Consider the following 21,212-nt stretch of genomic DNA (forward strand, 5'->3'; position numbering starts at 1 on the left):
ATTAGCGCTGTTTGGCAAAAACCTGAGTCCAGTAATACCCGTAGCTTGCAGAGTGATTTTCGACAAGCGACGCGCCCATCTGATCGAAATCCGCACTCATGATATTGAGGCAGTGACCTTCGCTCGATAGCCAAGCATTGACGACGGCGTTAATGGAGCTTTGCCCTACGGCGACATTCTCACCAATAGCGCTCCAAGCATAGCCCGTTGCGTTGACTCGATCTGACAGCGTGCTGCCGTCAGAGCCTGTATGACTCATGAAATCGCTGTTCGCCATATCGCTCGAATGTCGATAAGCAGCGCTTTCCAAATCGTAGCTCCAAGTCAGTGCTCCAACAGGTGGCATGGTGGTTGCGCCACACTGTTGTTTGGTAGAGCGAGCACTGTTGACCGCTGCGAGCATCTGCTCGGCAAATGTACCTTGTGACGATGTGGAACCTGTGTTTTGAGAGCCGTTTTCTACAGGTGCTGACGACTCCCCGTCGCCGCCACATGCGCTGAGAAGTAGAGCCAAAACTGGCACTAAGATCTTAGTTGGCATTGTCTTTCCTTTATGAGTGACGAAGAGCAAACTGCGCTTTTCGATAATAACGCCCAATAACCTAACAAAAACCAATAAAAGCACCATATGGCTTGGGGTGTTTTAACCAAAGACTCACATGAAGTTTTCAATCACCTTGGTTCGGTTGGTAAATCGGCAACGTTTCAGCCCACGTATGGAATGGCGTTTCATCCATATCCTGTATTGCTTGAGTGATAAAATCGATGAACACCCTCACTCGGGCAGGCACATATTCCCGGTTAGCATAGAGAAGATACACGCCATTTCCTGCTTGACGCATGCTCGGAAATATCGGCACTAAACGCCCTGCTTTGAGCCAATCTCTCGCGATAAAGTGAGGAATCTGAGTTAACCCTAAGCCTTCTGCGCAAAGCTCTGCCATCGATTCGCCGTCGTTTACAATAAAATTTCTCTCGGGGTTATACTCACTTGCACCGTCTGGTTCTGGCATTCGAATCGGCAACAGTTTCCCCGTTTGTTTAAAACGAAAACGAACCCAAGAATGGTCATTGAATGCGTCTGGGCCACTAGGAACACCATGCCGTGTTAAGTAATCCTGACTGCCACAAATAATAAAATCGATAGGACTCAGCTGGCGCACGATCAACTGGCTGTCCTGAACGACACCAGAACGAATCGACACATCAATCCCTTGTTCAATAATATCAACGTAGGCGTCATCGTAATGAATATCGATAGTGATGCTTGGGTAGCGGCGACAAAACTCTTTTAATAAAGGGCGAATGTAAAGGCGACCGTAGGAGACCGGCACATTAATCTTAAGCAGTCCTGAAAGCGCATCATTGTGGCTTTTTAAGGAATCCTCACACGCCGTCAGTTCGTCCAGTACAAACCTAGCGGTATTTGCGTATCGACGACCGGCTTCTGTCAGACGGATCTGTCGCGTAGAACGCAGGAACAGCTGTATTCCCAAGTCGCTTTCAAGACGATGGATTGCCTTACTCACTGTAGAAGGGTCTGTGCCATACGCTTTGGCGGCTGCAGCAAAACTGCCACCTTCTAAAGTAGCAATAAAAAATCGTAGGGACCGTATCTTATCCATAAAACTCGCACATTCCATTCGTGAACTTTCTTCACTTTAGTAAAGACAAACTGGCTCTTCAATCACCAATCAGCCCAAATATAATGAATCTCAATAACTTGATGCTCTGTTAGCGAGGAAAAAACAATGGGTAAAAATGGATTAAAGAATGCACTACATCTACTAATAGCGACCTTAGTCCTATTCTTTGGGATGCTTCAAACGGCACATGCGGCGGATAAACGCATTGGCATTCTGGTTTACGACGGCGTACTGACCTCTGATGTTACTGCGCCTTTAGAGGTCTTTGGCGTTGCAAGTCGTCTGACTTGGTTTAGTGATTATGAAGTACTCACCATTTCCGTCTCTGATCAGAAAACCATCACCACTGAAGAGGGATTAAAAATTGGTGTGGATGCTTGGATTGGCGATCAGCCAGAACTCGACGTGCTGGTTTTAACATCCAGCTACGACATGGATGCGCTAATCGAAAACAAGGATCTCATTCACTTTATTCAAACCACATCAAAGGCGGCAGATTGGATGGCAAGTAATTGCTCTGGTGCGTATCTATTGGCCGAGGCTGGCCTGTTAAACGGTAAGAAAGCGACGACGTGGGCAGGAGGTGAAAACGGATTACAAAAAGACTATCCAGCAGTTGATGTACAGTTCGACCAGAATTTTGTGGTTGATGATGGAGTCATCACCTCAAACGGCAGCCTAGTCAGCTATCAGGCCGCCCTCAAATTACTGCATCTCATGACTTCGGAATCTAAAGCTCAAGAAGTCGCAGACGCCCTTCAATACTCACGTTTTTCTACCCAGCCATTTTAAGCGGGCAAGGACGAAACCACAGGTAACCTTCGGTGTTTCAGAGGTTACCTTGCAGCCCACTTCTACACTTCAGGTCTTAATGTTATGAAAAAACAAAAACGTTACGAAACACTGACGAAAGAGCGATACCAAGATATCTATCGTCTCGCATATTGGCTGTGCAAAGATCAACACATTGCTGAAGATTTGGCGCAATAGACCTTCCTGAAAGCGTGGCGATTCTTTGATAACTTAAATGATCCCAACGCCGAGAAGTCTTGGCTCATCACTATTTTGCGTCGTGAGAATGCTCGGCGCTTTGATAGAAAACAGTTCGATTTTGTCGACATTGATGAGTGTGCAATACAGACAAAAACCTACCCCGGCAGTGACCACGACATGGCCCAAGATTGGCTTCAAAAACAAATGATGATTCTCAAACCCAAATACCGAGAGCCATTGCTCTTGAGCCTAGTGGCTGGGCTGAATCATGATGAGATTGCCCAAGCCTTGAGGCTCAATCACAATACGGTGGCGACTCGATTATTCAGAGCGCGCAACCAGCTCATCGCGCAGCAAGGAAACCATTAAGACAGAAGTTCCTACTGGTATGGAGCTCACCTAGCCACCAAGAAAACTTGGTCAATCATGCCAACTAACTGGCTATGCTCGGGTCTATTTCATAAGTCGTTACATAACTTGGTGCGTTAACGCTTTACATCTGGCGTTACTGGATGAACACTTCCACCCAAAGTACAATGGCAGCCGACATAATAGAGTCAGTAGGAAATTATGAGTAACACGACGGCGAAAAAGTCGAATCCCCTATTCGAGATCCTTTTTAACGTATTCATCCCTTCGTTCATCTTGATGAAATACAGTGGCGAAGAGCACCTAGGAACCGCAATGGCACTGGTTGTCGCTTTGCTCTTTCCTGTGGTTTACGGCGGTATGGATCTCATCCGCAACAAGAAATTTAACTTTATCTCAGCGCTTGGTTTTATCAGCGTATTATTAACTGGTGGCATCGGCTTGTTGGAGCTTGATACTCGCTGGTTAGCCTTGAAAGAAGCCTTGATTCCCGGCCTGATCGGCATCGCGGTATTGGGCTCCACTTTTACCCGCTACCCATTGATGCAAAAAATGGTATTGAACGACACGGTTTTGAACCTCGCATTGATTAACGAGCGTTTGAGAGAAAATGGTAAAACCGATGCGTTCGAACGTTGCCTAATGTCTTCGAACTACTTGTTCGCAAGCACCTTTGCATTCTCATCTGCAATGAACTACTTCCTTGCTACGTGGATCGTCACCAGCCCATCAGGCACTGCGGCCTTCAATGAAGAGCTCGGTAAGTTGACACTTTACAGCTACCCAATGATCGCCATTCCTAGCATGTTGATGATGTTTGGTATTTTTTACTACATTTGGCGTCAAATTCGCGCAATGACGTCTCTTGAAACTGAACAAATTTTCCACATAAAGTAAAACCTCAGCACTCGAAATACTAAGGGGAAGAGCCCTCTTCCCCTATCTTCCACCCGCCCTTTTCTATTCCATAGCTTTCCATTTAGATTCACTCATCCGTCACTCAGTGTTGACCACGTTCACATTGATAGGGGCGACTTTCGCTCTTTTTATGAAAACCCACATAAAAAATGTGACAAAAATGAACAAGTATATGAAAGTCATGGTGCATTGCTTATCCAACTGATTTAACATGAATTTTTTAAAACCTTGCTGCATTTATAAAAAATATGTTCGGATCAAAAAAATTAAAAATGGAAAATGAGGCGCTTAAGCAGGAATTAGCGAGCCTTAAAGACAAGTACCAAACCGACGTAGAGACGTTGGAACGTCAGTTAAAAGAAGCCAAACAACTACTGAACACAGCGCAACAGCGTTACGAAAGTAGCGACGAGTTGATGTCGAGCAGCTTGAAAGGCGGAGATATGCTCCAAACCATTCGCACAGCGATGGTCGAAAGCGCTCAATCTATGGCGCATGAAAACGAAGAGCTAAAGCTGCTTGATGATATGTTCAAGCAAACACATCAAGCACTCGCACGTCTGGATGACCGAGCGGTAAAAATCAGCTCACAAGCCACTCAAAGCATTGAATCTGTGCAGATATTAGATAACACCGCGACTTCTATTTCCCACCTTGTATCTACTATCCAAGAGATTTCTGACCAAACGAACTTATTGGCTCTCAACGCAGCGATTGAGGCTGCACGCGCTGGTGAAGCAGGCCGCGGATTTGCCGTGGTGGCGGACGAGGTAAGAAATTTGGCAGGCAAAGCCAGTGAAGCGAGCGAACAAATTGATTCGCTGGTTAATCAGGTGCTAACCCAAGTCAGCTCAATCAAAAGCGCGATTGATGAAAACCAAGTCTGCGCAGAAGAAGTATCCGCCTCTTCGGCGCAAATTGGCTCAATCGTCAACGAGGTGGTTGTCAAATCAGAGCACATGAAACGGGTGATCCACTTTGCGTCTACCCGCTCTTTCCTCGATACGGTCAAGCTTGATCATGCCATTTGGAAAAACAACATCTATCGCTTGCTGCAAAGTGGCTCTTTTGGTGAAACCGTCAATAGCCATTCAGAATGTCGATTGGGCCAGTGGTACTACCGAGGTGACGGCAAAGCATATAGCCAACTAAGAAGCTATGCGCAGCTCGAAGCGCCACACAAAGGTGTGCACGACAGCGGCCGTGATGCGATGAACCACGCGAAGTCAGGAAATATGGCCGGCATGGTGACCTCCATCAACTCGATGGAAGACGCGAGTGAGCAAGTGGTGATTCACATTGACCGCTTGATGGATGAAATCATCGCAAACTAAGACTTGTGCCTCCCTTTGTTTTTATTGCGATGCAAGGGGAGGTAGCTGCGTTTCTAGCCATTCGATAAACGCGGCATTTTTCGGTCTGTGCTGCTGGCCGTTTAAACAAATCAAATCGTACCCTCTCCCTGCGTTGACGCGTTCAAAAGGCGCGACCAGTTCTCCCTTTTCCAAACTGGTTTGCACCAAAGATGCCCGTGCCATTGCGATGCCCATGCTATTTTTGGCGGCAATCATCGCCATATCGGCATGGTTAAAAAGGTAGGTTTTATCCATCACATTAAGCGATTTCAGCTCAGGGTTGCTTTGGCTTGCTAACCAGCTCTGCCATTCATGATTTGGCTCGTTTGCTTCTAACGATTCTGTGCAATGGATAAAGGTCACGGCCTCAAATTGACTGGCACTACTCATACCATTGGAGAAATGTATTTGGCTGTATTCAGGGCTACAAACCGGCATCAACTCTTCATCAAATAGCCTTTGATGATGGAAACCCGGATGCTCGCTGTCACTGTAGTAAATCGCAATATCAACGGGCTCATGTAAGAAATCTAATCGGCTTGCCTTTACTCGAAGCTTGATATTGAGAGAAGGATACAAACGCTGAAATTCCACCATACGCGGCAGTAACCAACTCTGTGCAAACGTGGGGGCCACGCCGATGTAAAGCTCGCCACGCAGCTCGTTGAATTTGATGTCTTCAAGTTCAGAGAAAATCACCTCAAACGATTGGTTAAGCGCGTGCAGTAACCGCTCTCCTTCTTTGGTCAGCTCTAATCGCCGAGTCATACGCACAAATAAGCTGAAACCCAGTTGTTCTTCCAGTGACTTAATGCGTTGGCTCACTGCCCCTTGGGTAATAAACAACTCTTCAGCGGCTTTGGTAAAACTGAGACACTTACCAGCAACGGCGAAAGTGTACATGTTGGAGAGCATCTGCTGTTTTCTGTCCATCTTGGCACTCAACATAAATTAGAAAGGCTAATGCATAGCAAGTTTAAATTGGTTTGTATAGCGAATCACGATGCTTTTAAATCAAACTGTCTTATCCATAACGAGAAACAGCACGATGAAAAAGAATCTAAAAATTACCATTATTGGTGCAGGTTCCAGTTACACGCCAGAGCTTATCGAAGGTCTCATCAAGCGCAATCATGAATTGCCTATCGGCGAGTTGTGGTTGGTCGATATTGAAGATGGCAAAGAGAAAGTCAGCATCATTGGCGACTTAACACGCCGTATGTTGGCGAAAAACAACCTGTCTCATATTGATGTTCACGTAACGCTGGATCGCAAACCCGCATTAAAAAACGCCGATTTTGTCTGTTCTCAATTTCGCGCGGGTTGTTTGGAAGGTCGCATCCGCGATGAACGCATCTCGCTTAAATACGGCATGATCGGTCAGGAGACCAATGGTTTAGGCGGTTTTGCTAATGCCTGTCGCACCATTCCTATCGCGCTAGAAATCTGTAAAGAGATGGAAGAATTGTGTCCTGACGCTTGGCTGTTGAACTTCACTAATCCATCGGGCATGGTGACCGAAGCGATTCTCAAACACACCAAAGTAAAAGCGGTCGGTTTGTGCAACGTGCCAGTGATCATGCAAAAAGGCATCGCGCAAATGCTGGGGGCTGACGAGCAAGACTTTGTATTGCAAGTCGCGGGTTTGAACCACTTTATCTGGGCGCGTCAGATCCTGCATGAAGGTCGCGATAAGCTGCAAGAGGTAGTCGAAGAGATCCTATCTGGCAACGATCCTTTAGTACCGCAAAACATTCCTCCATTCGAATGGCCACAAGAGCTGCTGCGCAATATGGGGATGATCCCGTGTGCTTACCTTCGCTACTACTACACCAGCGAAGACATCATGAAGCAGGAAATTGAAGAGGCGAACGGTGAAGGCACTCGCGGCGAAGTGGTCAAAGCGATGGAGAAACGTCTGTTCGATATCTACCGCAACCCAGAGCTTAACGAGAAACCAAAAGAACTCGAAAAGCGCGGTGGCCAATATTACTCAGAAGCGGCCTGTGAGCTGATGAGCTCGATCTACAATGACAAACGCACCATCATGCACGTGAACACTCGCAACAACGGCGCGATTGCGGGCTTGCCGGACGACTGCACTGTGGAAGTCAGCTGTATGATCACCAAATCAGGGCCCATTGCTTTGAATGTTGCGCCGTTTCCAACAGATACACTGCGCCTGATTCAATTGATGAAGGATTTTGAATCGCTCACTGTCGAAGCCGCGGTCACTGGCAACCGCAATGCGGCGCACCGAGCGTTGATTCTCAACCCATTGGTCACAACGGGAACGATTCTAGAGCAGGCATTGGAAGAGACCATTCAAGCGAACCTCGATTACATGCCGCAGTTTCGTTAATCCTAACTAAAATGCAAAAGGGAGGGCGAGTGCCATCCCTTTTTGTGTTCACATGGTTAGAATAATCTTGCCACTCCGCGCTAGTGATTTTTCTTCAATTTGTTCAATCGCAGTTTGAAACGCTTCTAACGGCAAGTAGTGTGCAACTGCGAGCTTTATATCATTGGCAATAAAGTGTTTTAACATTTCAGCGAATGCCGTCTTTCTCCCGCCTTTACCTACCGATTCTTCCCAATACCGTAAAAAGAAGGTACTAAAGTCGGTGTTGTTGGTCTTCATGGACTCAAAAAACACGGGCGTATAAGGCGCTAACGATAACGTCCCGTAGTTGATGTATTGACCATTTTCTTTCAAGGTACGAATGAGATCCGTGCCAGCCTCACCGCCTATCGCATCCAAAGCGACCGTTGGTTGTAGCAGTTTGCGTGTTTGCAGTTGCGCGTGTAAGTCTTTCTTCGCATCCAACACTGGAATCGTATCGTACGGATACTCGTCTGGCTTTGAAGTCACAGCAATCAGTGTAAAACCCAGTGAATGAGCAAGCTGGGCAAATATCTTACCGATCGCTGACCCTGCCGCATTGATGATCACCACATCCTCTTTGTTCAACTTAGCCACTTTAGTGGTGATCACCCACGCGGTTAGCGCGTTGATGTACAACTGGCAGGCATAGCCGTTATCCAAACTTTCAGGTAGCGGAAAAAGATTCTCGGGCAAAGCATCGATGTAGTATTGCCAAGTACCACTCATCGCCACCAACACTTTTTGCCCAACTTGAAAGCCAGCTTGACCGACAGCACCGACTTCCACCACACGCCCAACCGCTTCAAATCCCGGCACGCGAGGTGGTACGTGAACGCGGCGGTATTGCCCAACACCATGAATGGAAAGCAAGTCACTTGGGTTAATATTGGTGGCTTCCAGTCGCACCCGAACCTTGCCCTGAGCAAGCGGTTTTAGGGGCTCTTTTTCCAACGACAGCGACGTTTTAGGTTGACCAAAACAGAATTGATTAACTCGTGTATTTATCGTTGGTGCCATTGTTATTCATACCATGTAATTGAAATTCAAAAAGGAAGTTTCGCGACTTCTACTCAAAAGCATTAAGTGAAGTCGAAGCTCTGTATTTCTACCTGCGCGATGCGCCGTTCACTCTAAACTGTTGTGGCGTCATATCAAAATAGGCTTTAAATGCTTTGATGTAGGATGAGTCATTTTGATAACCCACTAGGTCTGCAATGGCTTGGATTGGCAACGATTCATCTAACAAAGAAAGCGAGTAAATTAGCCGAATTTGTTGCCGCCAAAGCAGAAATGAAGTGTTGAATTCCTTAGCGAACAACCGTGATAAAGTGCGCTCAGACGCCCCAATTTTCTCCCCCCACTCTTTTAGCGAACAGCTCAACGCGGGCTCGTCGGTCAACTGCTCGAAAATCAGTTTTAGTCGTCTGTCTTGTGGCAGCAGCAACTGAAATGTCTGCACGTTGCTTTTCAAAATTTGATCATGCAACACCGCTAGCAAATGCAGCACTTCTTCGTGGCTTGTCTCACCTTCACACTGTCTACGGATCTCTTGTAAAAGCTCATTTAAAAACGGCGTTAAAGCAATGGTTCTCACTTGTGGCTCGTACGTTGCGCCAAACTCAGGGTTGAGGTAAATGCCAACAAATATCGTGTTGCTTAGAGCAATCGACTCATGTTGAACGCCCGCAGGAACAAATAACGCAGAAGTGTGCGGAACCAAATGCTGATAATGCTCCGTTTGCGTTTGCAATAACCCTTTGATAGGAAAGATGATTTGATGCCAAGTGTGTTGATGCAGCGCATCAATGTAACCTTTTGGCATGTCGATGGTTTTCACCAAAACAGGAAAATGGGGATTCGCGGCCATCATCTCATTGGAGGTGGTGACGCCTGACTTCGAATCAATTTGGCGAGTTAGCATTGTTGATTGTCTTTTCATCCCTATTCCGACACAAGTTCTCTAGGCTATCATGCTCCGCATCGTGAATGAAGGTAAACACTTTATCTCTCATTCAAATAATAAGGAGGTTATATGAAGAAAATCGGCGTCGTAAAAGCTGTGCTAGCAGGGAAAACCGTCCCTTATGCTCATGGAGCGCAAAGCGCAATCAACAAACAAGTGCTGCCTGATCGCCAGCACGCAACAGAGCTTGGTTTTACCAGTGATGAGCAAGGCGATCCGCGCTTTCATGGTGGCATTCAAAAAGCGCTTCATATTTACCCAAGCGAACACTACCCAATCTGGCAACAAGAATTAGGCGAAAGAACCATTTTCCAATCCGCCGGCGGCTTTGGCGAAAACATCAGCTCCGAAGGCGTAACCGAATCCACGATTTGCTTGAAAGATAAAATTCGCATCGGCTCAACACTACTGGAAGTGTCGCAAGGTCGCATGCCTTGTTGGAAACTTAACGTACGCTTTGACCAACACGACATGGCGAGAAGACTGCAAGATACGCTTCGAACAGGCTGGTATTTCCGAGTGCTGGAAGAAGGCGATATCGGTGCAGGTGACGAGATTATTCTGTGCGAAAGACCTTATCCAGAATGGCCACTGGCTCGCATCATGGGCGCGGTTTTCACTGGCTGTTTAGATAGAGAAGAACTCACGAAGCTGTCTGAGCTGCCGTTAGTCGAGTCTTGGGGCAAGTTGGTCGAGCGCCGCCTAGAAACTGGCGAAGTTGAAGATTGGGAAATGCGCTTGATTGGCCCAACGGCGGGTTAACACCCCAAAGTAAAATTTTAAGCCACGCTCTGAACCGACTATGCCGTCAGAGCGTGTTTTTTGGTTTACTTCGCACTCGGGGCTGGACGTTTCGACTTACCTTGGAACTGCTTAATGCTCTTCTTAGCATGAGTTCGGCGGTTGGCTTTTTTATCGCGTGGCGCGCGTTTGCTCTCGCCAGTTGATGGCTTATCCGTTACTGGAAAACCTACCAGATCTTGCACTAGCAATGCACGTTGAGTCAGGTGACGAATCGCGTTTAGTGCGTCCATTTCACCATGACATACCAATGACATCGCCACACCTTGTTCGCCGGCGCGAGCGGTACGTCCTACTCGGTGAACATAAGTTTCTGCATGCATTGGCAGTTCAAAGTTGATCACTACAGGTAATTGCTCAATGTGAATGCCGCGCGCTAGTAGATCAGTGGCAATCAACACCTGAATTTGCCCAGATTTAAACTGCGCCAGTGCTTCTTCTCGCTCTGCTTGGCTCTTGTCACCATGCAGTGCATTGGTTGAGATACCCGCTTTATTCAGCTTTTTCGCTAAGCCATCAGCATTCTCTTTCGCACCAATAAAGACTAACGCCTGAGTCCACGCGTTTTTTTGAATCAGTTCAATCAATGCCTTGGTTTTACTGCCTTTATTGACCATGTACAACGTTTCAACGATGTCTTGATTCGTGCTGTTTTCTTGATGCGCTGCGACTTGCTTTGGTGCCTGCATAAGCAGCTTCGCTTTACCCTTCAACTCATCTGAAAACGTTGCCGAGAACATTGCCGTTTGACGCTGGTTTGAAATCAGCCCCGCAATATTTTGTACGTCAGGCCAAAAGCCCATATCCAACAAACGGTCGGCTTCATCCAATACTAGGTAATGAACCTTGCTCAAATCCAAGCCATTGTTTGCTAGATCAACCAAACGACCAGTTGTCGCAACAAGGATATGAGGATTTGTCGTTAGCGCCTGCTGTTGTTGCTCTTTATCAACGCCGCCACACAAACACACTGCGTTGAGTTCAAGAACTTGACCAACTTGGTTAATTACTTCACTCACTTGCATTGCCAGCTCACGAGTTGGCACAAGAATCAGCGCTTTTTGTTCTGGATTGACACTCAGCTTTTCCAACAAAGGCAAACCATAAGCAAGTGTTTTGCCGCTGCCTGTATTTGCCAAAGCCAACACGTCTTTGCCTGCTAACAGTTCAGGAATCGCTAACGCTTGAATATCGGTCGGCCTCTTGAAGTCTTTTGGCAGGGCGTGAATCAGCTCAGAACTCAATGAGAGAGTAGAAAATGGCATTAGCGAAACCTTGTACTTTTGGTTGAAGAAGCAATAAAAACAATGAAGATGCGGTAAAACGCAGGCGCGGACTTTATCACAATCTGTTAGGTGAACCATCCTATTTTAGGCGCTTAAACCAAACGTCGCCTATGCAAATCGTCAGAAAACAAAAAAGCGCCGAGCCGAAACCCTGCGCTTTTAAAAACGGTTTTACATTGTAAATCGTTACTTAGTGTAGAAAGCGCGTTTTAGTGCCATCTCTAGACCACGCACTTCTGCAAGACCTTTCAAACGACCAATAGCGGAGTAGCCTGGGTTGGTTTTCTTCTTCAGGTCATCCAGCATTTGGTGGCCGTGATCCGGTCGCATTGGGATCAAACGATGGTCGCCCACTTCTGCGCGGCGCCGTTCTTCATCCAGAATCGCCATCACCACATTGTACATGTCCACATCGCCATCAAGGTGAGCCGCCTCGTGGAATGTCATCGGGTTACTTTCTTCGCGTTTGGTGGAACGCAAGTGGGTGAAGTAAATGCGCTCGCCGTGCTTTTTGATCATCTTCACTAAGTCGTTGTCACCACGCACACCGTAAGAGCCGGTACACATGGTCAAACCGTTCATTTTGCTTGGCACTTTTTCGGTCAACCAATCAATATCTTCGATGGTTGAAACGATACGCGGCAAGCCAAGAATTGGGCGCGGTGGATCGTCTGGGTGCACCGCGAGTTTCAAGCCGTGCTCCTCACACACAGGCATCAGTTGCGACAAGAAATACGCCATATGCTCACGCAGTTTGTCTTTGCTAATGCCCGCGTAGCGGTCGAGTTGCGCTTGGAACTCTTCCAAGGTGTAGCCTTCTTCTGCGCCCGGCAAGCCTGCAATAATGTTGCTGGTGAGCTGCTGGATTTGCGCTTCAGACATGTTGTTGAAGTATTCCAATGCCTGCGCTTGTTCCGCTTCGGTGTAATCCGCTTCCGCGCCCGGACGCTTGAGAATGTGCAGCTCAAATGCCGCAAAGGCGATTTGGTCAAAACGCAGCGCTTTAGAGCCATCTGGCATTTCAAATTCTAAGTCGGTGCGCGTCCAGTCAAGCACCGGCATAAAGTTGTAGCAAACGGTGTCGATACCGCACTCTGCAAGGTTACGCAGGGTTTGCTTGTAGTTGTCGATCCATTGTTGGAAGTTGCCCGTCTGAGTTTTGATTTCTTCGTGAACTGGCACACTTTCAACCACTGACCACGTTAAGCCTTTCTCTTCGATGATGGCTTTACGTTTTAAAATCTCTTCTTTAGACCACACTTCACCATTTGGAATGTGATGCAAGGCATTCACAATGCCTGTTGCGCCTGCTTGACGAATATCGTCTAGCGACACAGGGTCATTCGGACCGTACCAACGCCAAGTTTGTTCCATGACACTCACCTTTTTTAAGACGCACTCAGCCCGCTCGAATTTATCAAGCTAAGTGCACAACGACTTCTTAATATGCAGCCACGATAATGCAGCTGCGCTGACTAGAGCCGACCGAAGCCGGCAATGTGGTTAACCGTTTTCAGCACCCTGCAGAACAACAGGGTTGGAACTGAATAAGTAACCATCAAAATTCGGGTCATCGATGTCAGACAGCTCCAACAGGCGCTGTTTAACGTTTTCAAGGTGTTGCCACATGGCATTTTTTGCAGCGATAGGATCTTTACGCTGCAATGCGGCAAGGATTTTGGCGTGATCGTCTAACCACTCTTCACGGTAGTCTTGACCAGCAATGTGAGAATGAAGTTTCTTCCACATTGGGCTGCTCTCGCGTCGCTCCCAAGATTGCTTCAACATGTCCACCAGCACAGAGTTTTGAGTTGCCTCTGCAATGCACATGTGAAACTTCTCATCACCGTTGCAATCTGCGGTGCCACTGGCGAGTTCTTCTCGTTCTAACTCAAGGGCTGCACGCATTTTCACGATGTCGCCAGGCGTTACTTGCATCGCTGCAAATTCCGCAATGTTACTTTCAAGCAACTGGCGAGCTTGGAGCATTTCAAACGGACCGGCATCATCGCTGATCACGTTCTCACGGGAGTTCGGTTGAGATGGAATATTGATGACATACACTCCAGAACCTTTCTTCACTTCGACAAGGTTTTCCAGCTCCAGCATGATGATCGCTTCACGCACTACTGTGCGGCTAACGTCGAGACGTTCTGCGATATCGCGCTCAGGCGGTAGCCTATCTCCGACCACGTAACGGCCATTGATAAGTTCTTGTCTAAGGACTAAACCGATCTCTTGATACGGTCTTTTCGGTTCAAAAGGCATCATGATGATATTATCACTATATTCCATCTAACTTCTCACGCCATCATAACGACCAATAGCAATTGGTCAACCTCTATGTACCAGAATGTGGTAACACCTTGTTTTCGATTGTTTATTACTAATTACTTTGTGAATTACTTAACTGCTTTGATCTTCTCAACCAGTTCATTTAATTCAGGATTTGTCCTTTCTAAGTCCGCGTACATTGGTTGAACCGCTTCAACGAATGCCGCTTTATTTGGTTCAACAAAAGTTACGCCCATCTTTTCAGCTTTTGTACGCTCTTTTGCTTCTGACTCAGCCCACAACTTCTTCATGTATTCAGAAGAGTCTGCTGCTGCTTTCATCAGTGCTTTTTGTTGCTCAGGTGTTAGCTTGTCGTACGTTTTAGTCGAAATAACCAATACGTCTGGCACCATGGTGTGCTCGTCTAGGCTGAAGTATTTCGATACCTCACTGTGACGGCTCAAGCTAAATGATGGGATGTTGTTTTCCGCAGCATCCACCACGCCTTGTTGCAATGCTGTGTATAGCTCACCGTATGCCAATGGTGTCGGGTTACCACCTAACGCTTTTACCATCGCAATAGCAGATGGGCTCGGCTGTACACGTACTTTCAGACCTTTTAGATCTTCCGGCGTATTGATTGGTTTGTTGGTGTAAAAGCTACGTGCGCCCGCATCGTAGTAAGTCACACCAATAAAGCCGCTGTCCGCTGAAGAATTCAGGATTTCACGACCCACTTCCCCGTCTGTCACTTTGTAGTAGTGGTCTTTATCGCGGAACAAGTAAGGCATGTTGAATGCTGCGTAAGCAGGGGAGAAAGCTTCCAATTCTGCCGCGTTGCTCTTCACCATATCCAGAGCACCGTTTTGCATCAGCTCCATCGATTCACGCTGAGTGCCTAACTGCGCATCAGGGTAGATACGGATACGAACTTCCCCGTCTGTCATTTCACGAACTTCTTTTGCCATAAAGTCCATTGCTTTATGTACTGCATGGTCACGAGGGTGGTTGTGACTTAGCTTCAAAGTGGTCGCAGCATAAGCAGAAGCAGTGGCGCCGAAGGTCATTGCAGCACCTACTACAGCGCTTAAAAGAGTCTTACGCGTCATCATTGTTCTATTCTCCTTGGATTGGTTATCCAATATGTAGGGTAGTTTTAATTTTTCACGGTATTTCTTGTTTCGAGGTCATTATTGGCGATCGAAAAACCTATCGTCAAAACAAAAAAGCAAATTGATTGACCAAAATCACACTAATTACCCTTAAATTGGTTAACCAATTCATTTGTGAAGCTGCTCACGTGACAACCAAATCGCCTAACTTATAATCCACTCAGAACAACATGCCTATTTTGAGACCCTACACAAATACGCTCGCCCACATTGGTAAACCAATTGTTATGCAGTCCGCGTGTTTACTTTAAGGAAATGAAAATGAATAAACTGGTCACGTATATCAACAGGGGGTTGGCAGCATTTACTGTCTCTCTTTCGACCTTTCTTGTCTTCTGCGTGGTTTGGCAGGTGCTTTCACGCTACGTACTCGGTAAACCAAGCACCGTCACGGATGAACTGGCTCGCTATCTCTTTATGTGGGTGGCGCTTATCGGTGCCGCTTACACCACAGGTCTCAAACGTCACCTCGCCATTGACCTTTTGACGATGAAACTCAAAGGCAAGAAAAAACTGGTGAATGAAATCGTCATCCAAGTGGCCATTGCGCTCTTCTCTTATGTGGTGTTGGTCCACGGCGGAACACAATTAGCACTCAAAACATTGGCCACTGGCCAGCTGACCCCAGCATTGGGCTTAGAGATGGGCTACATCTATTTCTGCCTGCCTATCAGTGGCGCACTGATGATCTTTTATTCCGTGATTTTCGCTTATGAGCGCGTCAAACAATTAATGTCTGGTGAAGCCCTAGTCACCGACTCACAACTTGATTCTTAGAGGGTTCCACAATGGAATGGCAATTAATTCTTACCTTATTTGGCAGCTTCGCTGTATTACTGGCAATTGGTGTACCGGTTTCCTTCGCCATTGGTCTTTCTTCACTGGCAACCATTTTAATGGGCCTACCATTAGAGCCGGCGATTGCGGTTGTAGCTCAGCGCATGGCAGCAGGTCTTGATAACTTTGCTCTACTGGCAATCCCGTTCTTTATCTTGGCGGGTAACATCATGAACCAAGGTGGTATCGCACTGCGTCTTATCAACTTTGCAAAAGTGCTTGGTGGCCGCCTTCCTGGTTCACTCGCACACGTGAACGTAATGGCGAACATGATGTTTGGTTCGATTTCTGGCTCTGCGGTAGCGTCTGCAGCAGCGGTTGGCGGCACCATGTCTCCTCTGCAAAAGAAAGATGGCTACGATGAAAACTTCTCTGCGGCAGTGAACATCACTTCTTGCCCATCTGGTTTGTTGATTCCGCCAAGTAACACACTGATCGTGTTCTCATTAGTGTCTGGCGGTACGTCTATCGCAGCATTGTTCCTAGCGGGTTACATTCCTGGCATTTTGATGGGTCTTAGCATCATGATGGTAGCAGGTATCATTGCAAAACGTCGTGGTTACCCAGTGGCAGCACGCCCTTCTCTGGCAATGGTTTGGAATACCTTCTTGAAAGCAGCCCCATCTTTGGCACTGATTGTGATCATCATGGGTGGCATCATTGGCGGTATCTTTACGGCAACAGAAGCATCAGCTATCGCGGTGGTTTATACCTTTGTGTTAGCGGTGTTGATTTACCGCGAAGTGAAATGGCGTGACATTCCAAAGATCATCCTAGAGTCTGCGGTGACCACTTCTATCGTATTGCTATTGGTTGGCGCATCAATGGGCATGTCTTGGGCGATGGCAAACGCCGATATTCCTTACATGATTGCAGATGCCCTACTTGCTATCTCTGACAACCCAATGATGATTCTCTTGATCATCAACGTCATTCTGCTGATTGTCGGTATCTTCATGGACATGACACCAGCGGTACTGATCTTTACGCCTATCTTCCTGCCAATCGCACTGGATATGGGTATTGACCCTGTACACTTCGGCATCATGATGACCTTCAACTTGGCTATCGGTATCTGTACCCCACCAGTTGGTAGCGCGTTGTTCATCGGTTGTTCTGTGGCGAACGTTGCCATCGACAAAGTAATTAAACCTCTACTTCCATTCTACGTTGCACTGATTGCAGCACTAATGGCCGTGACCTTTATTCCTCAGCTAAGCCTGTTCTTGCCTAACCTTGTTCTTGGCTACTAAGCGCTTGGTTATAAGTTTTAGATTACGAATTATTAAAATACACCATCCCGCAGGTTCGCCTGCGGGAAAAGGGATACCACAATGAAGACTATTTCCAATTCCACTCTGAATGATAACGTTCTGCTTCCGGACTACGACCGCTCAACACTTAAAAGCCGTATTGTTCACCTCGGTTTCGGTGCTTTCCACCGAGCGCACCAAGCTCTATTCACCAATGAAATGTTGAGCAAAACGGGCTCTGACTGGGGCATTTGCGAAATCAACCTATTTGGTGGTGAAGAGTTAATTCAATCGCTGCGCGCGCAAGATCACCTCTACACAGTGGCAGAGAAAGGCGCAGAATCGACTGAGGTAAAAGTGATTGGCTCAGTGACTGAATCACTCCACCCAAGCCTCGACAGCATTCAAGCGGTGCTAGAAAAAATGGCAGAGCCACAAGTGGCGATCGTTTCAATGACGATTACCGAAAAAGGCTACTGCGCCGACCCAGCGACGGGCACGCTTGATAAAAACAACCCGCTAGTCATTGCTGACCTTGCCAACCCAACGGAGCCAAAATCGGCACTGGGTTACATCGTGCAAGCACTGAAGATGCGCCGTGAACGCGGTCTGACGCCATTTACCGTGATGTCTTGCGATAACGTGCAAGAGAACGGTCACGTAGCAAAAGCAGCGGTACTTGAGTTCGCTCAACTGCTTGACCCAGAATTGCGCGACTGGATTGAAACCAACGTTACCTTCCCTTGCACCATGGTTGACCGCATTGTGCCAGCAGCAACGGAAGAGACACTGACTGAAATCGCTGAGCGACTTGGCTGTGAAGACCCATGTGGCATCGCTTGTGAACCATTCCGCCAATGGGTTATCGAGGATAACTTCGTGGCAGGTCGCCCGGATTGGAACGTGGCTGGCGCAGAATTTGTTGCCGACGTTGTGCCTTACGAAGAAATGAAGCTGCGCATGCTAAATGGTAGCCACTCGTTCTTGGCCTACCTAGGTTACCTTGGTGGTTACGCGCACATCTCTGACACCATGACAGATGAAGGCTACCGCAAAGCGGCATTCGACATGATGATGCAAGCGCAAGCTCTTTCGCTGACCATGCCAGAAGGCACCGATTTAGAAGGCTACGCAAAGCTGCTTATCGAGCGCTTCACTAACCCAAGCTTGAAACACAAAACATGGCAAATCGCGATGGATGGCAGCCAGAAGATCCCACAACGCATGGGTGGCAGCTTGCGATTCCATCTTGCTCAAGGTTCTAACTTCTCATGGTTGGCAACGGCGATTGCAGGTTGGATGCGCTACGTATCCGGCGTGGACGAGCAAGGCAACGACATTGATGTTCGCGATCCAATGGCAGAGACACTACGTCAGATTTGCGACCAACACGGCTTGAACGTTTCTGTTGTGCCTGCGTTGCTCGCGGTTGAAGCCATCTTCCCTGCAGAGCTTGGTCAAAACCCACAAGTGATTGATGCGGTGAGCAGTGCTTACCAATCGCTAATCGATAACGGTGCTCGTGCCACTGTCGCTGCGTTGTAATAGGAGTTAACGATGAAGAATTTCTTGTGTGAAGACTTTTTACTCTCAAACGAAACGGCGCGCCGCTTGTACCATGAGCATGCGTTCCACCAGCCAATTTATGATTACCACTGCCACCTAAACCCAGCGGAAGTGGCGCAAAATCGTCAGTTCGATAACTTGGGTCAAATCTGGCTTGAAGGCGATCACTACAAATGGCGTGGTATGCGCTCGGCAGGCATTGAAGAGCGTTTGATTACGGGTGATGCGAGCGATTACGACAAATACATGGCGTGGGCGAAGACGGTACCTCAAACCTTGGGCAACCCGCTTTACCACTGGACGCACTTAGAACTGCGTCGCCCATTCGGCATTACCAATACGCTGTTTAACCCAAACACCGCTGATCAGATTTGGCATCAATGTAATGAGCTACTTGCGACACCTGAATTTACGGCTCGTGGCATCATGCAGCAAATGAACGTCGTAATGGCGGGCACGACCGATGATCCTATCGATTCACTAGAACACCACAAAGCAATCGCAGAAGACGACACCTTTAACGTTAAAGTGCTGCCGAGTTGGCGTCCGTATAAAGCGTTCAAGATTGAATTGGACGTGTTTGCGGATTACATGCACAAACTGGGCGAAGTAGCAGACATTGAGATTCGCCACTTTGATGATTTATTGACTGCACTAGATAAACGTTTGGCACACTTCGATGCACATGGCTGTCGTGCGGCAGACCACGGCATTGAGATCGTCCGTTACGCGCCAATTCCAAGCGAAGTTGATTTAGATGCGTTGCTGGCTCGTCGTTTAAATGGCGAAGTACTGTCAGAGCTTGAATGTGCGCAGTTCTCTACCGCAGTTCAAGTTTGGCTAGGCAAACGCTACGCGCAATTGGGCTGGGTCATGCAGCTTCATATTGGCGCGCAGCGCAACAACAGCACACGCATGTTCCAACTTCTAGGTGCCGACGCTGGCTTTGACTCGATTGGCGATCGCCCATTTGCTTTTGAACTGGCACATCTATTGGATGAAATGGACCAAACCAACGAGCTGCCTCGCACCATTCTTTACTGTTTGAACCCTCGTGACAACGAAATGATGGCAACCATGATTGGTAACTTCCAAGGTGGCGGTATCGCGGGCAAAGTGCAGTTTGGCTCTGGTTGGTGGTTCAACGACCAGAAAGACGGCATGCAACGCCAAATGGAGCAGCTTTCTCAACTTGGTTTGCTCAGCCAATTCGTCGGCATGTTAACGGACTCGCGCAGCTTCTTGTCTTACACCCGCCACGAATACTTCCGCCGCATCTTGTGTGACATGGCCGGTCGTTGGGCAGAGAACGGCGAAGTTCCGAATGACCTATCGTTGCTTGGCCCTATGGTCGAAGACATCTGTTTTGGTAACGCAAAACGCTACTTTGAAGAGAGGGTGTAACCAATGAAGCACATCGCCATTATTGGTGAATGTATGATTGAGTTGAATGGCAAACCGTTCGGCTCAATGCATCAAACATTTGGTGGGGATACGCTCAACGCTGCGGTTTATTTGAGCCGCGGCTGCGAAGCCAATAGCAAACCTGATGAAGTTAAAATCTCTTACGTTACAGCGCTTGGCAATGACCCAATCAGCACGGGTATGCTGACTCGCTGGGAAGACGAAGGCGTCTCAACAGACTTAGTGCTACGCGATGAGATTCGCACACCGGGTTTGTACTTGATTCAGCTTGATGAACAAGGCGAGCGTACGTTTCTATATTGGCGCAATCAATCAGCCGCACGTTACCTACTTCAACATCCTAACTTTGGTCTGGTTAAGCAAGCATTAACTCAAGTGGATGCGGTGTTTCTCAGCGGTATCTCTTTGGCCATCTTGCCAGAAGAAGACCGAATTTCACTGCTCAACTTATTGGTCGAACTTAAAGCCCAAGGCGTTGAAATCGCGTTTGATAGTAACTTCCGCCCAGCACTGTGGCCTCAAGACGATAATCAAACCGTCAAAAACGTTTACCAAGCCATGTATCAACTGACGGACGTTGCCTTGGTGACTTTTGATGATGAGCAATTGATCTGGGGTGACGAAACACCAGAGCAAACCATTGAACGCCTGACTTCTCTTGGCGTGGGCAAATGCATCGTCAAGCTCGGCGCGGATGGCTGTTTGGTACAAGACCCAACAAATCAGGGTTCGAGCGCGGCTCTGGCTCCACAAGCCGTGCCAACCCAACCTGTCGCTCAAGTGTTGGACACCACATCTGCGGGCGACTCATTCAATGGTGGCTTTTTATCGGCATACCTTGCTGGCGCCGATCTCGCGACCTCATGTCAAAGAGGCAACGCACTGGCAGGTGCTGTGATTCAACATCGCGGTGCCATCATTCCCAAAGCATTCACACAACCGGCGCTTGGCGTCGTTTAAGGAACACT

19 protein-coding genes and 1 pseudogene are annotated in these 21,212 nt (G+C 47.7%); 11 read left to right on the forward strand and 9 right to left on the reverse strand.

The window, feature by feature from the left end; translation table 11 throughout:
• Nucleotide 1 precedes the first annotated feature (1 nt).
• Nucleotides 2-541: a CAP domain-containing protein gene (locus OU793_RS02085; RefSeq protein ID WP_024702226.1), complete on the reverse strand. Its 540-nt coding sequence runs from the start codon at nucleotides 539-541 to the stop codon at nucleotides 2-4.
• Nucleotides 542-668: 127 nt separating this feature from the next.
• Nucleotides 669-1,625 carry a LysR family transcriptional regulator gene (locus tag OU793_RS02090; protein ID WP_140103041.1) on the reverse strand — a complete coding sequence of 319 codons (957 nt, stop codon included), beginning with the start codon at nucleotides 1,623-1,625 and terminating at the stop codon, nucleotides 669-671.
• 126 nt (nucleotides 1,626-1,751) lie between these two features.
• Here OU793_RS02090 and OU793_RS02095 point away from each other — a divergent pair, with 126 nt between their 5' ends.
• The 4 genes and pseudogenes from OU793_RS02095 to OU793_RS02110 all read left to right on the forward strand — a co-directional run bounded on the left by OU793_RS02095 (nucleotide 1,752) and on the right by OU793_RS02110 (nucleotide 5,260).
• Nucleotides 1,752-2,438 (forward strand): DJ-1/PfpI family protein, encoded by a 687-nt coding sequence (locus OU793_RS02095; protein ID WP_020838307.1) that lies wholly within the window; start codon nucleotides 1,752-1,754, stop codon nucleotides 2,436-2,438.
• Between the two features lie 84 nt (nucleotides 2,439-2,522).
• Nucleotides 2,523-3,008, forward strand: a pseudogene (locus tag OU793_RS02100) (sigma-70 family RNA polymerase sigma factor).
• Between the two features lie 201 nt (nucleotides 3,009-3,209).
• Nucleotides 3,210-3,905, forward strand: a complete 696-nt coding sequence (locus OU793_RS02105; RefSeq protein ID WP_005477491.1) for a VC0807 family protein — start codon at nucleotides 3,210-3,212, stop codon at nucleotides 3,903-3,905.
• Between the two features lie 269 nt (nucleotides 3,906-4,174).
• Complete coding sequence (locus tag OU793_RS02110; protein WP_020838310.1) at nucleotides 4,175-5,260, forward strand: methyl-accepting chemotaxis protein; 1,086 nt, start codon at nucleotides 4,175-4,177, stop codon at nucleotides 5,258-5,260.
• 21 nt (nucleotides 5,261-5,281) lie between these two features.
• On the opposite strand, the gene OU793_RS02115 is transcribed toward OU793_RS02110, so the two are convergent.
• Entirely contained in the window at nucleotides 5,282-6,214 is a 933-nt protein-coding gene (locus OU793_RS02115) for a LysR substrate-binding domain-containing protein (RefSeq protein WP_023584446.1), read from the reverse strand.
• A 115-nt stretch (nucleotides 6,215-6,329) separates the two neighbouring features.
• Here OU793_RS02115 and OU793_RS02120 point away from each other — a divergent pair, with 115 nt between their 5' ends.
• The gene (locus OU793_RS02120; protein WP_140103042.1) at nucleotides 6,330-7,643 is read left to right on the forward strand and encodes a 6-phospho-beta-glucosidase; all 1,314 of its coding nucleotides are present in this window, start codon (nucleotides 6,330-6,332) and stop codon (nucleotides 7,641-7,643) included.
• Nucleotides 7,644-7,691: 48 nt separating this feature from the next.
• On the opposite strand, the gene OU793_RS02125 is transcribed toward OU793_RS02120, so the two are convergent.
• Together OU793_RS02125 and OU793_RS02130 are read right to left on the reverse strand one after the other, a co-directional pair.
• The gene (locus OU793_RS02125) at nucleotides 7,692-8,684 is read right to left on the reverse strand and encodes a zinc-dependent alcohol dehydrogenase family protein (RefSeq protein ID WP_140103043.1); all 993 of its coding nucleotides are present in this window, start codon (nucleotides 8,682-8,684) and stop codon (nucleotides 7,692-7,694) included.
• Nucleotides 8,685-8,772: 88 nt separating this feature from the next.
• The gene (locus OU793_RS02130) at nucleotides 8,773-9,588 is read right to left on the reverse strand and encodes a helix-turn-helix transcriptional regulator (protein ID WP_031792002.1); all 816 of its coding nucleotides are present in this window, start codon (nucleotides 9,586-9,588) and stop codon (nucleotides 8,773-8,775) included.
• Nucleotides 9,589-9,699: 111 nt separating this feature from the next.
• On the opposite strand from OU793_RS02130, the gene OU793_RS02135 reads away from it, so the two are divergent.
• Entirely contained in the window at nucleotides 9,700-10,392 is a 693-nt protein-coding gene (locus tag OU793_RS02135) for an MOSC domain-containing protein (protein ID WP_140103044.1), read from the forward strand.
• A 65-nt stretch (nucleotides 10,393-10,457) separates the two neighbouring features.
• Here the strand turns inward: OU793_RS02135 and OU793_RS02140 are convergent, their stop codons facing one another.
• From OU793_RS02140 to OU793_RS02155, 4 genes are all read right to left on the reverse strand, one after another.
• A complete protein-coding gene (locus OU793_RS02140; protein WP_140103045.1) occupies nucleotides 10,458-11,696 on the reverse strand; it encodes a DEAD/DEAH box helicase in 1,239 nt (412 codons plus the stop codon).
• A gap of 207 nt (nucleotides 11,697-11,903) precedes the next feature.
• Nucleotides 11,904-13,091 carry a mannonate dehydratase gene (gene uxuA / locus OU793_RS02145; RefSeq protein WP_140103046.1) on the reverse strand — a complete coding sequence of 396 codons (1,188 nt, stop codon included), beginning with the start codon at nucleotides 13,089-13,091 and terminating at the stop codon, nucleotides 11,904-11,906.
• 129 nt (nucleotides 13,092-13,220) lie between these two features.
• Nucleotides 13,221-14,012, reverse strand: a complete 792-nt coding sequence (locus tag OU793_RS02150) for an FCD domain-containing protein (RefSeq protein ID WP_005461367.1) — start codon at nucleotides 14,010-14,012, stop codon at nucleotides 13,221-13,223.
• A 107-nt stretch (nucleotides 14,013-14,119) separates the two neighbouring features.
• On the reverse strand, nucleotides 14,120-15,103 hold the full coding sequence (locus tag OU793_RS02155; RefSeq protein ID WP_140103047.1) for a TRAP transporter substrate-binding protein: 984 nt from the start codon (nucleotides 15,101-15,103) through the stop codon (nucleotides 14,120-14,122).
• A 321-nt stretch (nucleotides 15,104-15,424) separates the two neighbouring features.
• Between OU793_RS02155 and OU793_RS02160 the strand changes: the two genes are divergently transcribed.
• From OU793_RS02160 to OU793_RS02180, 5 genes are all read left to right on the forward strand, one after another.
• Complete coding sequence (locus OU793_RS02160; RefSeq protein ID WP_025504690.1) at nucleotides 15,425-15,940, forward strand: TRAP transporter small permease; 516 nt, start codon at nucleotides 15,425-15,427, stop codon at nucleotides 15,938-15,940.
• 11 nt (nucleotides 15,941-15,951) lie between these two features.
• The gene (locus OU793_RS02165) at nucleotides 15,952-17,253 is read left to right on the forward strand and encodes a TRAP transporter large permease (protein ID WP_140103048.1); all 1,302 of its coding nucleotides are present in this window, start codon (nucleotides 15,952-15,954) and stop codon (nucleotides 17,251-17,253) included.
• Between the two features lie 81 nt (nucleotides 17,254-17,334).
• The gene (locus OU793_RS02170) at nucleotides 17,335-18,798 is read left to right on the forward strand and encodes a mannitol dehydrogenase family protein (RefSeq protein WP_159404238.1); all 1,464 of its coding nucleotides are present in this window, start codon (nucleotides 17,335-17,337) and stop codon (nucleotides 18,796-18,798) included.
• 12 nt (nucleotides 18,799-18,810) lie between these two features.
• Nucleotides 18,811-20,223 carry a glucuronate isomerase gene (gene uxaC, locus OU793_RS02175; protein ID WP_159404239.1) on the forward strand — a complete coding sequence of 471 codons (1,413 nt, stop codon included), beginning with the start codon at nucleotides 18,811-18,813 and terminating at the stop codon, nucleotides 20,221-20,223.
• A gap of 3 nt (nucleotides 20,224-20,226) precedes the next feature.
• Nucleotides 20,227-21,204: a sugar kinase gene (locus tag OU793_RS02180; RefSeq protein ID WP_140103051.1), complete on the forward strand. Its 978-nt coding sequence runs from the start codon at nucleotides 20,227-20,229 to the stop codon at nucleotides 21,202-21,204.
• The last annotated feature ends 8 nt before the right edge of the window (nucleotides 21,205-21,212 follow it).

Origin of the sequence: Vibrio sp. VP6 (assembly GCF_028823755.1) — a bacterium.
GTDB classification, from domain to species: Bacteria; Pseudomonadota; Gammaproteobacteria; order Enterobacterales; family Vibrionaceae; genus Vibrio; species Vibrio parahaemolyticus.

Bases quoted from the DNA above. Each gene is read 5' to 3' on its own strand.
- OU793_RS02085 (WP_024702226.1), bottom strand. From the start codon at position 541: ATGCCAACTAAGATCTTAGTGCCAGTTTTGGCTCTACTTCTCAGCGCA.
- uxaC (WP_159404239.1), top strand. From the start codon at position 18,811: ATGAAGAATTTCTTGTGTGAAGACTTTTTACTCTCAAACGAAACGGCG.
- OU793_RS02165 (WP_140103048.1), top strand. From the start codon at position 15,952: ATGGAATGGCAATTAATTCTTACCTTATTTGGCAGCTTCGCTGTATTA.
- OU793_RS02095 (WP_020838307.1), top strand. From the start codon at position 1,752: ATGGGTAAAAATGGATTAAAGAATGCACTACATCTACTAATAGCGACC.
- OU793_RS02135 (WP_140103044.1), top strand. From the start codon at position 9,700: ATGAAGAAAATCGGCGTCGTAAAAGCTGTGCTAGCAGGGAAAACCGTC.
- OU793_RS02180 (WP_140103051.1), top strand. From the start codon at position 20,227: ATGAAGCACATCGCCATTATTGGTGAATGTATGATTGAGTTGAATGGC.
- OU793_RS02140 (WP_140103045.1), bottom strand. From the start codon at position 11,696: ATGCCATTTTCTACTCTCTCATTGAGTTCTGAGCTGATTCACGCCCTG.
- OU793_RS02120 (WP_140103042.1), top strand. From the start codon at position 6,330: ATGAAAAAGAATCTAAAAATTACCATTATTGGTGCAGGTTCCAGTTAC.
- OU793_RS02115 (WP_023584446.1), bottom strand. From the start codon at position 6,214: ATGGACAGAAAACAGCAGATGCTCTCCAACATGTACACTTTCGCCGTT.
- OU793_RS02160 (WP_025504690.1), top strand. From the start codon at position 15,425: ATGAATAAACTGGTCACGTATATCAACAGGGGGTTGGCAGCATTTACT.
- OU793_RS02110 (WP_020838310.1), top strand. From the start codon at position 4,175: ATGTTCGGATCAAAAAAATTAAAAATGGAAAATGAGGCGCTTAAGCAG.
- OU793_RS02170 (WP_159404238.1), top strand. From the start codon at position 17,335: ATGAAGACTATTTCCAATTCCACTCTGAATGATAACGTTCTGCTTCCG.
- OU793_RS02125 (WP_140103043.1), bottom strand. From the start codon at position 8,684: ATGGCACCAACGATAAATACACGAGTTAATCAATTCTGTTTTGGTCAA.
- uxuA (WP_140103046.1), bottom strand. From the start codon at position 13,091: ATGGAACAAACTTGGCGTTGGTACGGTCCGAATGACCCTGTGTCGCTA.
- OU793_RS02130 (WP_031792002.1), bottom strand. From the start codon at position 9,588: ATGCTAACTCGCCAAATTGATTCGAAGTCAGGCGTCACCACCTCCAAT.
- OU793_RS02090 (WP_140103041.1), bottom strand. From the start codon at position 1,625: ATGGATAAGATACGGTCCCTACGATTTTTTATTGCTACTTTAGAAGGT.
- OU793_RS02155 (WP_140103047.1), bottom strand. From the start codon at position 15,103: ATGATGACGCGTAAGACTCTTTTAAGCGCTGTAGTAGGTGCTGCAATG.
- OU793_RS02150 (WP_005461367.1), bottom strand. From the start codon at position 14,012: ATGGAATATAGTGATAATATCATCATGATGCCTTTTGAACCGAAAAGA.
- OU793_RS02105 (WP_005477491.1), top strand. From the start codon at position 3,210: ATGAGTAACACGACGGCGAAAAAGTCGAATCCCCTATTCGAGATCCTT.